Raw genomic sequence first — 12,328 nt, 5'->3', positions numbered from 1 at the left:
TCAGCTTTACGGAGCCGCTATGCTGGGCTCCGGTATGGATGGCAAGGAGTCGGTATGAGCAGTAACAATCCGGAACAGTGGCGCAGCAAACTGACCCCCGAGCAGTTTCACGTCTGTTGGGAGAAGGGCACCGAGCGCCCCTACAGCGGCGCCCTGCTCCACAATCGCAAGAGCGGCGACTACCTCTGTGTCTGCTGCAAGAGCGTGCTGTTTCACTCAGGAGCCAAGTTTGATTCCGGCTGCGGCTGGCCCTCGTTCGACAAGGCCATCGAGGGGACGGTGGAATACACCGAGGACAACAGCCACGGCATGAAGCGGGTGGAGATCACCTGCCGCCAGTGCGGCTCTCACCTCGGTCACGTCTTCCCCGACGGACCGACCGAGACTGGCCAGCGCTACTGCGTCAACAGCCTGAGTCTGGATTTCGAACCTGAGGTCTGAACGGCTTACCCATTGCAATAAAAACGGTGCCTCCATCACGGAGGCGCCGTTTTTTATCGGGATTTCACCGCGTTCACGCCAGCAGGATGGCGGCCATCACTAACAGGGCCGCAATGGCTGGCACCGGCAGCTTCACCACCCGCAGCAGATAAAAGCCGATGGCCGCCAGCGCCAGATCGGTCGGCGCCAGCACCGCGCTCTGCCACACCGGCTGATAGAGGGCCGCCAGCAACAAGCCCACCACGGCGGCGTTGATTCCGGTGACGGCCCCCGCCAGACGGGGGCGGGCCAGCCACTGTTGCCAGCAGGGGCCCACCGCCCAGAGCAGCAGAAAGCCGGGTGCAAAGAGCGCCAGGGTCGCCAACAGGGCCCCGATCAGCGGCATCTCGGGCTGCAACTGGGCACCAAGATAGGTGGCGAGGGTAAACATGGGGCCCGGCACCAACTGAGCCAGGCTGTAACCGGTCAGAAACTGCTGCTCGTTGAGAGTGTTGCCCACGCTCTCTTGCAGCAGCGGCAACACCACATGGCCACCGCCAAACACCAGACTGCCGGCGCGATAGAAGTCGGCAACCAGCTGGCCAATCGGGCTAGCGAGCAGCGGCAGACCGATAAAAAGGATGCCAAACAGCAGCAGGGTCGGCCAATGGGGCTGACTGCTGGCGGCAGAAGGCAGCTCGGCGGTGGCTGGCCCACTACCCGCCCCGCGCTGGCTGCGGGCGCAGATCAGCGCCGCTCCCGCCAGCATCAACAGTTGAGTCAGCAGACCGGGCTGCCACCAGAGTGCAGCAGCGGTCACCACCATAATCCCTTGGGTCATTCCCGTGGCACAGAACTGACGACTCATGGTGAGCACCGCATCGGCCACCACGATAAGCGCCAGCAGCTTGAGGCCGTGCAAAGCCGCATCGAGCCACAGATTGCTGCCCAGCTGGCCGATGCCGATCGCGGCCGCCAGTAGCAGCAGAAATGAGGGCAGCGTGAAGCCAACAAAAGCAGAGAGCGCCCCGCCCAGACCGGCGCGATGACGACCGATGGCGAAACCAAGCTGGCTGGAGGCGGGCCCCGGCAGCAGTTGGCACAGCGCCAGCAAGCGGGCAAATTCGGCCTGTGTCAGCCAGCCGAGCCGCTGGACAAAGGTGCGCTGGAAATAGCCGATATGAGCGGCCGGGCCGCCAAAACTGATGCATCCCAGCCATAAAAACTGAATAAATACCTGTCCCACGCTCTTCCCCCTCATCCCTCTTCTCCCGATGGAGAGGGGATAATATGACAGCGTGATGATCGTTTTATGACAATCAGACTGATTCGGCCGACACCATGGGCACATCACCCGGCAGATAGCAGCGCCCCGCCAGCCAGCAGGCGATGGACTGACGGCTGGCGTCGAAATGGGGCTCGGGCAACGCGCGCGGATCGCACCAGACCCAGCCTTCGCACTTCTCAGGCTCCAGCAGTTGCGGCTCACCATCGGCCTTAGCGTGCAGCGTCACCGAGATATAGTGCAACCCGCTCTCGCGCCATGTCTCCAGATTGTTGGTAACCGCCACCACCTCGGCCCCCAGGATCTCAAGTCCGGTCTCCTCGGCCACTTCGCGGATCGCCGCCGACTCGAAGCTCTCCCCCAACTCCAGATGACCACCCGGGATCGACCAGTAGGGGGCATGGCTCCCTTTGCGTTTGCCAAGCAGCACCTGGCCTTGGGCGTTGGTCAGGATGACGCCGACCCCGACGCGGGGATAGAGAGTGGACATGAAAACGCTCCTTCAATCAGGCAGTAAAACGGCCCCACCTTAGGCCCAAGGAGGGCACAGGGCAAGCCCCGGCTGCACGGCATCTGCGCCTGTCGGTGACCCCTCCCCTTGCCCCTGAACCGGTTATCACTGATGCTGGGGAGTAAAGCCCGGATGGAGAGGCCATTCCAATCCTCTCAGTCCCCCATCACCCCGAGGAGTCCGCCATGAAAAAATTGCTCCCCCTGTGCGCTCTGCTGCTCACGGCTTGCCAAACCATGCCGCCCCCCAACTCGCTCGCCATCGATGATGCCGACGCCTGGCAGGCCATTTGCAAAGATGGCACCCGGGTTCGCGCCGTAGTGGCAGAGGGGATCTGTGGGGATCATCGCGGGGTAGCCATGTGGACGAATAAGCCAAGAGCTGAACGGGTGGCAGAAGAAGCCGCCAAATAGTGTGATCCAGGCACCATAAAATGACACTACCGGCCAATTGGCCGGATTTTTTCGCGATCTCGCCAGCACTTTGCCACCTTGTTCATGGTGCGCTCAGTTTTCTGTTCCCATACTGGCCCCACAGTTCCAAAAGAGGAGAGACAAGATGGAGTCATCATTGGTCGGGCTCTCCATTCTGTGGGGGCTAGCCAGTTTTGGTGTTCAGGGGGATTTCATCGAGAGCCGTGATTCCGTTGCGCCATCTTGGCAAGCCGAGTCCAGAGTGGAGATGGAAGGTTATCTGATTGAATCGCTTGGCGAAGATCGCTGGTTGTTCGACAACGGCAGCGAAAGCCTGCTGGTCTCCCTGCCCGAGGGGCAGTGGGTGCCGACCGGCGAGCGGCTGCGGGTCAGCGGCGAACCGCAGCAGGAGCAGAGCGGCTGGCTGCTGCAGGTGGAAGACATCAGCCAGGTCAGCGTCTGACAGCGGCAGTCGCCCCGTCACCGCGACAACTAATCCAGACCCGATAACCACTACCGAATAACCAAGAGCGAATAGCAAAAGAGGAGGCCACTGGCCTCCTCTTTCTGTTTCTATGAGCGGTTTGCGCAGCCTTAACCCAGATGGTTGAGCGGCAGCGCCGTCTTGTGCTTGATGCGGCGCAGCACGAAGCTGGAGCGCACCCCGGTCACCCCCGGAATATGGGTCAGCTTGTCCAGCAGGAAGTGCTGGTAGTGCTCCATGTCGCGCACCACCACCTTGAGCTGGTAGTCGGCATCATTACCGGTGATGAGATCACACTCCAGCACTTCGGGCAGTTCGCTGATGGCGCGATCGAAGTTTTCGAACCGCTCGGGCGTGTGTCTGTCCATGGAGATGTGAATGTAGGCGGTGAGGGTGAGGCCAAGCTGGCGGGCGTTGAGCAGAGTAACGTGGGTGTCGATGAGGCCGGCATCCTCCAGCGCCTTGACCCGGCGGGAGCAGGGGGACGGGGAGAGCCCGACCAGCTCGGCCAGTTCCAGATTGCTGATGCGGCCATTCTCCTGCATCAGCTCGAGAATATGTCTGTCTATGCGATCAAGTTTCAGCATTTACCCTTCCTCGTTGCAATGACTAATCCACTTTTCCTAGATTAAGGGTGAACTATTGCAAAAACAACCGAAATAAGTGGTTACTTTGCAACCACTCACCGGCACGGGAGGGATACTATGGTTACATCTTCCGGTGGCAAAGCAGATACCTGACCGGGTCTCTGCGGTGAAGGACCTTACCGGGTCAAGAGCCCCATCAGCCGTCTTACCTTATCGGGAAACGACGGGCTGGAACGAGAGAACCCCCTCCCCGAAGGCAACAAAGCAGGCATCCCGGCGCCTGCTTTGTTGTTTTTGGGCGTTTGACGAAATCAGAGCGCGGGCGGCATGATGCGATAGAGGCAGCGATGCGCCCCCTCCAGCAGATATTGCTCCCGCTCCACCGTCGCCGGCGCCAGCAGCTGGCGAAACAGCGCCAGTTCGCTGCGACAGAAACCGCGGCAGGTGCGCGCCGCCGCACAGATGGGACAGTGGCTCTCCCAAAGCAGCCAGCTGCCATCCTCTTCGCGGCGGATCTCCGCCATATAGCCCTCGCGAGTACGCAGCTCCCTGAGCACCGCCAACCGGCCAGATAAGCCATGGGACCCCAGCGCTTCCTGATAGCGAGCAAGCATCTGCTGCTCTCGCTGCAGGATCAGCCGCTCCATCCCCTCCTCGCCAAACAGCTCGCGCACGTTGTCGATCAACTGCACGGTCAGGTCGCTATGGGTATCGGGAAAGCGCTGCCAGGCCTGCTCGGTCAGCTGCCACAGCCGCACGGGACGACCGCGTCCGCGCGCCTCGTCGCTGAATGTGACCCACCCCTCCTGCTCCAGTGCGAGCAGGTGCTGGCGGGCGCCCATGGAGGTCATCTGCAACTGCTCCCCCAGCGCGGCGGCGCTCTGCGGGCCATGGCTCTTGAGCAGAAACAGGATCTTGTCGGTGCTTGCGTTCATGACCCCATTATGGGGAGCCCCCTTTATTAAATCAACAATTCACTTTACTTAATACCAGTTATCACCCAGTATAAATAAACCTATTACTTTACTTAATGAGTGCAACATGGCGAAACAACAGCACAAAAACCCCCTCTGGGTGCAGGTGATGACGGTCACGCTGGCGGTCGCCGGCTTCAGCCTCCCCTCCCCGGTATTGGCCCCCTTGCTGCTGGATCCGGCGCAGGGGATGCTGACGCCGGAAGCCTCCGACTGGAGCCGCAAGGTGTGGCTGGGGGTCATCATGGGGCTCTATCCCCTGTTCCAGCTGGTGGGCAGCCCCTGGCTCGGGCGGCTCTCCGACCGCTACGGCCGCAAGCCACTGCTGCTGCTCTCGCTGGCTGGCGCGCTCACCGGCTATGCCCTGATGGCACTCGGCATCGCCTAGCGCTCCCTCCCCCTGCTGCTGTTCAGCCGGGTGGTGGAGGGGCTGTGCAACGGCAACATCGCCATCGTGCAGGCGATGGCGGCGGATCTCGCCGGCAAGGAGCACAAGGCGCGCAGCTTCGCCTGGATCAATATCGGCATGAATCTGGGCTGGGTGGTGGGGCCGGTGATCGGGGGCTACGCCGCGGTGATCTCGGGGGATTACAGTCTGGCGGCCTGGCTGGCCGTCGCGATGACCCTGCTCAACCTGCTGCTGGTGCTCTGGCTGGTGCCCCATCGCCCGCCGGTGGCGGCCGCCCGGCAGGCACCGACCCTCTCCAGCCGCCAGCAGTTGGCCAGCTGCGCATGAGCCGGCAAAAGATCACAGTTCGGCGCTCCGCCATGCGGCAAGACTTGCATCGGGGCGCCGGGTCTGGGACGGTAAGGCTCTTTGCGGATTTGTTCGATGCTGGAGGAGCTATGAATGAGTACAAGGCCATCGCGCTCGATATGGATGGCACCCTGCTGACCCGAGATAACAAGATCTCGTCGGCCACCCGGGCAGCCCTGGCGCAGGCCCGCGCCCACGGTATCAAGGTGCTGCTGGTCACGGGGCGCCACTACATGACGGCGCGTCCCTTCCACCACGAGCTGGCCCTCGATACCCCCCTCATCTGCAGCAACGGCGCCTATCTCTATGATCCGGTGCAGAACCGGATCCTCAGCGGCGACCCGCTGGCGGCCGCCCCGCTTACCGAGCTGCTGGCCGCGGTCGAGGCGCAGCAGATGGGCGCCCTGTTCCACCTGAGCGAGGGGATCGGCTACATCGGCTGCGAAGAGCATGTCACCCGCATCCGCCACTGGTCGGCCAATCAGCCGGATCACCTCAAGATCGCCCTCCACCCGGTCGAGGATCTGGCAGGCTGGCTCGACAACCCGGTCTGGAAGCTGGAGCTGTTCAATCAGGATCCGGCATGCCTGCACACCTTTATGGGCGAGGTGGTCGAGCAGATGCCCTTTACCCGTGACTGGGCGGCCCCCTATGCGGTGGAGCTGGTACAGCCCGGTTGCAGCAAGGGCAACCGGCTGGCCCAGTGGGCAGCCAGCGAAGGGATTGCGATGGAGCAGGTGGTGGCGTTTGGGGACAACAACAACGACATCAGCATGTTCGAGCAGGTGGGGCTGGCAGTGGCCATGGGCAATGCGGCCCCGCAGATCCAGAGCCATGCCCATCGGGTCACGGCCGACCACAACGAAGATGGCATCGCACTGGCGCTACAGCGCTGGGTACTGCCCTGAGCTGACAGGATGCAACATGGCCAGCACGCGGGCTGGCCATGAAGAGAGGGATTAACCGCCGAAGGAGAACTGGATCACCCGATCCGGATAGCGCAGACGGTTGTACTCCCGGCGCAGGGATTCATAGTGGCGAATGGCCCGATCGCGCTTGGCGCGGTAGTAGTCACGCTGTTCCGTGTTGGTTTCGTTGCGGATGCTGCGCTCCAGCGTATCGATATCCCGCTCGGTACGCTCCAGCTCGTCGCTGATCTCCCGCATGCGGGCGGCCAGTTTGTACTCTTCGTAGCCGCGTTGATACTGCTTGAGGAAGCTGGCGTCATTGGGGCATACCCCCAGATAAGCCTGCCCCTCCTTGCCCTTGCTGTAAGCCAGCTCGGGAATGCAGTAGAGCTCCAGCCCCTTGTCGTAGCCCCGTTTCCACTCGGCCTCATCCACTTTGAGGCCATATTCGCTGCAAGACGAAACGTAATCGCGGGTCGCCTGACGGGTTTTGCCTTCCGACCCATCCTGATAACCCAGGTTGTACCAACTCATGGTGCGGCACTCATCTTCTGACAGGGCACTGCATCCCGCCAGCAATACCGGCAGGGTCAGCAACAGGATTTTGGGGGACATGAACAGACTCCGGAAAAGATAGTGAGCGGCATTCTAGAGAGGATAAAAGGCCTTAACAAGGGATGCGCCCCCATGCGGTCTGGCGCGGTTTATTTGATGTTTTTGTCACTATTCAACGCCGTGCCAGACGGGGCGGCCAACCCGCTTTCCTTGTTATCAGGTGCAAGGTAAACTGCGCCATCTTTTAACTGGCGCGCAACAAAAACAATGAAAGTCCTGACCGTCGATTACCGCTCACCCGATGCGGCCCAACGCTTCACCGAATCCCTGCGTACCACCGGCTTTGGCGTGCTGACCAACCACCCCATTCCAAAAGAGCTGGTGCAATCCATCTACGACAACTGGTATCGCTTCTTCATGAGCGAGCAGAAGCAGGATTTCCTGTTCAACCGCGAAACCCAGGATGGCTACTTCCCGCCCTCGGTCTCCGAGGTGGCCAAGGGCCATAGCCAGAAAGACATCAAGGAGTACTTCCACATCTACCCCTGGGGCCAGATGCCACAAGAGCTGAAGGAGCAGGCGATGGAGTACTATCGTCTGGCCAACGGTCTGGCCGCCGAGTTGCTGGGCTGGGTCGAGCAGCACACCCCGGCCGATATCGCCGCTCACTACAGCTGCCCCCTCTCCTCGATGATCGAAGAGAGCCAGAAGACCCTGCTGCGGGTGCTGCACTACCCGCCGTTCAACGGCACCGAGGAGCCGGGTGCCATCCGCGCCGCCGCCCACGAGGATATCAACCTGCTCACCATTCTGCCCGCCGCCAACGAGCCGGGGCTGCAGGTGAAGGGTTCCGATGGCGAGTGGATGGATGTGCCGTGCGACTTTGGTACCCTCATCATCAATATCGGCGATATGCTGCAGGAAGCCTCTCGCGGCTACTACCCCTCCACCACTCACCGCGTCATCAACCCGACCGGTGGCAGTGCCAGCAAGTCACGCATCTCGCTGCCGCTGTTCCTCCACCCGCGCCCGGATGTGGTGCTCTCCGAGCGCCATACTGCCCACAGCTACCTGATGGAGCGGCTGCGGGAGCTGGGGGTGATCTAGTCCGCAGACGAGCTGTTGTCAGAGACCAAACCGGAGCAATCTCGCTCCGGTTTTTATTTGGTGGCAGGATTGGGCAAAAAACAGAATTAAATTAGCCAATTATGCCAATAAATCGCATTTACACCTGATAACCGTCGTAGTGATTGCGCCGTGACCTCCGTAACATGAGCGCCATTCTGCCCCTGCCCAGGGGCGCTCGATTGGAGTTCTTATGAAGCAGTCCCAATGGTCATCCCGACTCGGCTACATCCTCGCCGCAGCGGGTTCCGCGGTCGGTATCGGCGCAATCTGGAAATTCCCCTATGTCACCGCAGTCAACGGCGGCGGCGCCTTCCTGCTGGTCTTTCTGCTGTTCAGCTTCACCCTGGGGGTGGCGGTACTGATGGGGGAGACCCTGCTCGGCAGCATGAGTCGCCGCGGGGTAGTCGGTGCCTTCTCCGATCTGCTCGGCAAACAGTGGCGCTGGGTTGGGGTAATGGGGGTAATCTCTACCCTGCTCATCTACTGCTTCTACAGCGTGGTGGGCGGCTGGACCTTGGGTTATACCGGCATGGCCATCTCCGGCGATCTCAACCATGGGGATGCGGCGGCCCTCACCGCCCGCTTCAATGACTATGTCAGCGGCGACGTCTGGCCAATCCTCACTCACCTGCTGTTTGCCGCCCTCACCTGGATGGTGGTGCAAGGAGGCATTCAGAAAGGGGTGGAGCGCACCTTGCGATGGATGATGCCGGCCCTGTTCCTGATGATCCTGATGCTGGTCGCCTTTGGCCTCACCCTGCCCAATGCGATGGCGGGAGTACGTCACTTCCTGATGCCCGACTTCAGCAAGCTGGGGATGTCCGGCGTGCTCGATGCCATGGGGCTGGCCTTCTTCTCCCTCTCCATCGGTCTGGGCATTCACACCACCTACGGTGCCTATCTGCCGACCAGCGAAGGGGTTGGTCGCTCCAGCCTCTGGGTGGTGCTGCTGGCCAGCATGGTGGCAGTACTGGCGGGGCTGATGATCTTCCCGGTGCTGGCCTCGACCGGTATCGACCCGGCCTCCGGCCCCGGTCTCACCTTTATGACCATGCCGGCGGTGTTTCAGCTGCTGCCCTTCGGTCAGGTGCTTGAGGTGATCTTCTTCGCCCTGCTGGTCTTTGCGGCGCTCTCCTCGGCCATCTCCCTGCTGGAGCATTTGCAGTGCTTCCTGTGCGAGACCTGGGGCTGGTCACGCCGCACGGCCTGCAGTGCCATCACTGGATTCGTCATGGTTAGCGGTGTTCCGGTCAGCCTGTCGTTTGGCCCGCTGCAACACGCCACCCTGTTTGGCAAAACCATTTTCGAGTTGCTGGACTTTGTCACCTCCAACCTGATGATGCCGCTGTTCGGCCTGATGCTGACGCTGCTGCTGGGCTGGAAGCTGGGACGCAAGGCACTGCCGCAGGGGATTGCCAGCCACTGGCATCACCTGCTGATGAACTGCTGGCGCTGGATTGCCCCCTTGCTGATCGGCGGGATCTTGATTCGCGGTCTGGTGTGACGGTTACTCTTCGCGGGTGGGCTCATCGGCCCGCCCCTGTGCGGCTCTGACGGCCTCCAGGGCATGCTGCCAGCGGGTGATCTCGGCATCATCCGTTCCCTTGGAGAAGACGATATAGAGACCGGCCTGATGGAGCAGTACACCACTGCTGACAATGCTGCGCCGGGATAACCCCATCTTGTCGAGGGTGGCCTCCATCACCAGCTCCGCCATCGGCAAAGCATCGATCTTGCCCAGCTTCAGCCGCTCTATCGCCTCCCCGACCGTCTTGTAGCGCACCAGATTGGTGTAGCCCTCATGGGTCAGCCGCACATCATCGGCATTGCCCAGCACGACCCCCACTCTGGGCAGATCTCGCAGCTGCGCCAGCGAGGTCAGCGGGTGGCGACTATCGGGCGCCTGATAGATAAAGACCCGATTGATAAAGAGCGGGCCAACCCATTTGAAATGGGACTCCCGCTCCGGGAGCCGCTGTACCACGAACAATCCATAGCCGGGCTCGACCCGTGCCAGCGCCAGCGCCCGCTTGAGCGGGTAAATCCGCACCGGATAACGGGTGCCAAGCTCCTCCTGCACCTCATCGATCAGGCGAATGGCAAATCCGTCGAGCTTGCCGTCGCGGTATTCGGTAAAGGGGGGTAAGTCGTGACTCAGCAGGGTTAATCCGGACTGCGCCGACACACTCAGGCTGATCAGTAACCAGAGCAGCACCATCCATCTCATACGACATCCTGTCTCATCGTTATTCCCGTCAGTGCCATGTAGCGGTCACTAGTTCCAGAAGAAGCTACGTCGATTATCGCCCAGTAAATAGCCACAAGGTAGAAAAGATGCGGCCCGGCAACGCGCTCGCTGATTGAGTTGTACGTACAGTCAGAGTGATGACAGCGGCACACATAAAAAATTTTGATTTTATGTGTCAATTATTCTTTCCATGGTTTAGGCTGTTTCCTCATTCATAAGTCAGGTTGTCACCTCATGTCTGCCATCCTAGTGCTGTTTGGTCGATTTTTTAGCTCGCAAGAGAGGTGACCTTGCACGCACAGTTTTTCTGAATGTTCATTGCAAAGGTCGCCTCAAGCGGCCTTTTTTATGGTCTGTCGTTTATTGCTACTCAGGAGTATTGCTTCGATGTCGTGTTACCCGGAGGTTGTATGAGCCAGGTTCAGTGGTCTTCCCGTCTCGGTCATGTGCTGGCCGCAGCAGGCACAGCGATTGGCCTTGGTGCCATCTGGAAGTTTCCCTATGTGACCTCCACCAATGGCGGTGGCGCCTTTCTGCTGGTGTTTCTGCTGTTCAGCTTCACCCTGGGGGTAGCGGTACAGGTCGGCGAAACTCTGCTCGGCAGCCATAGTCAGCGCGGGGTGCTCGGCGCTTTCCGCAAACTGGTGGGGCCGAACTGGCGCTGGATGGGGTATATGGGGATAGCCTGCGGCTTCTTTATCTACAGCTTCTATAGCGTGGTGGGCGGCTGGACCGTGGGTTACGCCGCGCTGGCGATGGCTGGCAAGCTCAATCTGAGCGAAGGAAGCGCCCTCACCGCCCTGTTCAACGGCTATGTCAGCAACCCCTGGTGGCCGGTGCTGACCCATCTGATCTTCGCAGGCCTGACCTGGTGGTTCGTGCAGGGGGGTATTCAGAAAGGGGTGGAGCGGGCACTGCGCTGGATGATGCCGGCGCTGTTCATCATGATGTTGTTGCTGGTGGGGGTCGGTCTCTCCATGCCGGGCTCCATGGCGGGTGTGCGCCAGCTGCTGCTGCCGGACTTCTCCATGCTGACCGGCCAGAGCGTGCTGGACGCGCTGGGGCTGGCCTTCTTCTCCCTCTCCATCGGGCTCGGGGTACACACCACCTATGGCGCCTATCTGCCCAATAGCGAAGGGGTGCTGCGCTCCGGGGTCTGGGTGGTCACCCTGGCCAGCCTTATCTCGGTGCTGGCGGGCTTGATGATCTTCCCGGCGCTGGCCTCCACCGGCATCGACCCGACTGCCGGGCCCGGACTCACCTTTATGACCATGCCGGCCGTGTTCAGTCATCTGCCGTTCGGTCAGGGGCTCGGCGTCGTCTTCTTCCTGCTGCTGCTGGTCGCCGCGCTCTCCTCCTCCATCTCCATGCTGGAGCATCTGGTACGCTTCACCACCGAGGAGTGGGGCTGGTCACGTCGCGGCGCCTGCCGGGTATTGACCCTGCTCATCATGGCCTCCGGCATTCCGGTGAGCCTGTCGTTCGGCCCATGGAACGATCTGACCCTGTTTGGCAAGACCATCTTCGAGCTGCTCGACTATCTGACCTCCAACCTGATGATGCCGCTGTTTGGTCTGGTACTGACCCTGCTGCTGGGCTGGCGCTTGGGTGATGCAATATTGCCTGCGGGCCTGTCACCCGCCCTGCGTCTGGCGCTGCTCTGGTGCTGGCGCGTGGTGGCGCCGCTGCTGATCAGCGGGATCCTGATCCGCGGGATCATGTAACACCTTGTGCATCTTTGCGGGCAGGCCTTGGCCTGCCCTTTTTATTGCTGGCATTTGCTTTAACAGGCGTTCATATAAGCAGTATCACGATGGACAGGGGTGCAGTCGGGCAATCTCGGCAGAGCAGAGTAGAGGATGTGCGAAATGACAGAGTGGCAGAGTGGCAGAGTGGCAGAGTGGCAGAGTGGCAGAGTGGCACTATAAGAGGTGGTGCTTGGCTCGCCACAACGGCAACAGAAGAAGCTGGAGTACTGAATTGCGGGCAAAAAAATCCCCATCTGAGTGGGGACTTTCTCTGCAACCGCAGCTGATATCTCAGCCTCGCTTGCGAATA

The 12,328-nt window shown here is 60.9% G+C and carries 13 protein-coding genes and 1 pseudogene; 8 read left to right on the top strand and 6 right to left on the bottom strand.

What is annotated here, in order from left to right:
- The first annotated feature begins 54 nt into the window (after nt 1-54).
- On the top strand, nt 55-441 hold the full coding sequence (gene msrB / locus A9G06_RS08345) for a peptide-methionine (R)-S-oxide reductase MsrB (RefSeq protein ID WP_069554900.1): 387 nt from the start codon (nt 55-57) through the stop codon (nt 439-441).
- Nucleotides 442-514: 73 nt separating this feature from the next.
- Here the strand turns inward: msrB and chrA are convergent, their stop codons facing one another.
- Together chrA and A9G06_RS08335 are read right to left on the bottom strand one after the other, a co-directional pair.
- A complete protein-coding gene (gene chrA, locus A9G06_RS08340; RefSeq protein ID WP_139126197.1) occupies nt 515-1,666 on the bottom strand; it encodes a chromate efflux transporter in 1,152 nt (383 codons plus the stop codon).
- A 73-nt stretch (nt 1,667-1,739) separates the two neighbouring features.
- On the bottom strand, nt 1,740-2,195 hold the full coding sequence (locus tag A9G06_RS08335) for an NUDIX hydrolase (protein ID WP_069554898.1): 456 nt from the start codon (nt 2,193-2,195) through the stop codon (nt 1,740-1,742).
- A 206-nt stretch (nt 2,196-2,401) separates the two neighbouring features.
- On the opposite strand from A9G06_RS08335, the gene A9G06_RS08330 reads away from it, so the two are divergent.
- Both A9G06_RS08330 and A9G06_RS08325 read left to right on the top strand, forming a co-directional pair.
- Entirely contained in the window at nt 2,402-2,629 is a 228-nt protein-coding gene (locus A9G06_RS08330) for a hypothetical protein (protein ID WP_069554897.1), read from the top strand.
- 145 nt (nt 2,630-2,774) lie between these two features.
- Nucleotides 2,775-3,092, top strand: coding sequence for a hypothetical protein (locus tag A9G06_RS08325; protein WP_069554896.1), 318 nt, complete (start codon nt 2,775-2,777; stop codon nt 3,090-3,092).
- A gap of 131 nt (nt 3,093-3,223) precedes the next feature.
- On the opposite strand, the gene A9G06_RS08320 is transcribed toward A9G06_RS08325, so the two are convergent.
- Together A9G06_RS08320 and A9G06_RS08315 are read right to left on the bottom strand one after the other, a co-directional pair.
- Nucleotides 3,224-3,700: an Lrp/AsnC family transcriptional regulator gene (locus tag A9G06_RS08320; RefSeq protein WP_005304871.1), complete on the bottom strand. Its 477-nt coding sequence runs from the start codon at nt 3,698-3,700 to the stop codon at nt 3,224-3,226.
- Between the two features lie 311 nt (nt 3,701-4,011).
- Complete coding sequence (locus tag A9G06_RS08315; RefSeq protein WP_069554895.1) at nt 4,012-4,635, bottom strand: metalloregulator ArsR/SmtB family transcription factor; 624 nt, start codon at nt 4,633-4,635, stop codon at nt 4,012-4,014.
- A 106-nt stretch (nt 4,636-4,741) separates the two neighbouring features.
- On the opposite strand from A9G06_RS08315, the pseudogene A9G06_RS08310 reads away from it, so the two are divergent.
- A pseudogene (locus A9G06_RS08310) lies at nt 4,742-5,395 on the top strand (MFS transporter); the annotation flags it as partial.
- Nucleotides 5,396-5,520: 125 nt separating this feature from the next.
- Nucleotides 5,521-6,339 (top strand): Cof-type HAD-IIB family hydrolase, encoded by an 819-nt coding sequence (locus A9G06_RS08305; protein WP_069554894.1) that lies wholly within the window; start codon nt 5,521-5,523, stop codon nt 6,337-6,339.
- A 51-nt stretch (nt 6,340-6,390) separates the two neighbouring features.
- On the opposite strand, the gene A9G06_RS08300 is transcribed toward A9G06_RS08305, so the two are convergent.
- The gene (locus A9G06_RS08300) at nt 6,391-6,954 is read right to left on the bottom strand and encodes a DUF2799 domain-containing protein (protein WP_069554893.1); all 564 of its coding nucleotides are present in this window, start codon (nt 6,952-6,954) and stop codon (nt 6,391-6,393) included.
- Nucleotides 6,955-7,161: 207 nt separating this feature from the next.
- Between A9G06_RS08300 and A9G06_RS08295 the strand changes: the two genes are divergently transcribed.
- Together A9G06_RS08295 and A9G06_RS08290 are read left to right on the top strand one after the other, a co-directional pair.
- Complete coding sequence (locus A9G06_RS08295; RefSeq protein ID WP_069554892.1) at nt 7,162-8,001, top strand: 2OG-Fe(II) oxygenase family protein; 840 nt, start codon at nt 7,162-7,164, stop codon at nt 7,999-8,001.
- 211 nt (nt 8,002-8,212) lie between these two features.
- Complete coding sequence (locus tag A9G06_RS08290; RefSeq protein WP_069554891.1) at nt 8,213-9,526, top strand: sodium-dependent transporter; 1,314 nt, start codon at nt 8,213-8,215, stop codon at nt 9,524-9,526.
- Between the two features lie 3 nt (nt 9,527-9,529).
- Here the strand turns inward: A9G06_RS08290 and A9G06_RS08285 are convergent, their stop codons facing one another.
- Nucleotides 9,530-10,249 carry an ABC transporter substrate-binding protein gene (locus A9G06_RS08285; RefSeq protein ID WP_069554890.1) on the bottom strand — a complete coding sequence of 240 codons (720 nt, stop codon included), beginning with the start codon at nt 10,247-10,249 and terminating at the stop codon, nt 9,530-9,532.
- Nucleotides 10,250-10,680: 431 nt separating this feature from the next.
- On the opposite strand from A9G06_RS08285, the gene A9G06_RS08280 reads away from it, so the two are divergent.
- A complete protein-coding gene (locus A9G06_RS08280) occupies nt 10,681-11,994 on the top strand; it encodes a sodium-dependent transporter (protein WP_069554889.1) in 1,314 nt (437 codons plus the stop codon).
- The last annotated feature ends 334 nt before the right edge of the window (nt 11,995-12,328 follow it).

Origin of the sequence: Aeromonas sp. DNP9, assembly GCF_001728955.1 — a bacterium.
GTDB classification, from domain to species: domain Bacteria; phylum Pseudomonadota; class Gammaproteobacteria; order Enterobacterales; family Aeromonadaceae; genus Aeromonas; species Aeromonas veronii.
Note: the sequence above shows the minus strand (reverse complement) of the source record. Positions and strands in the feature narration are given on the sequence as shown.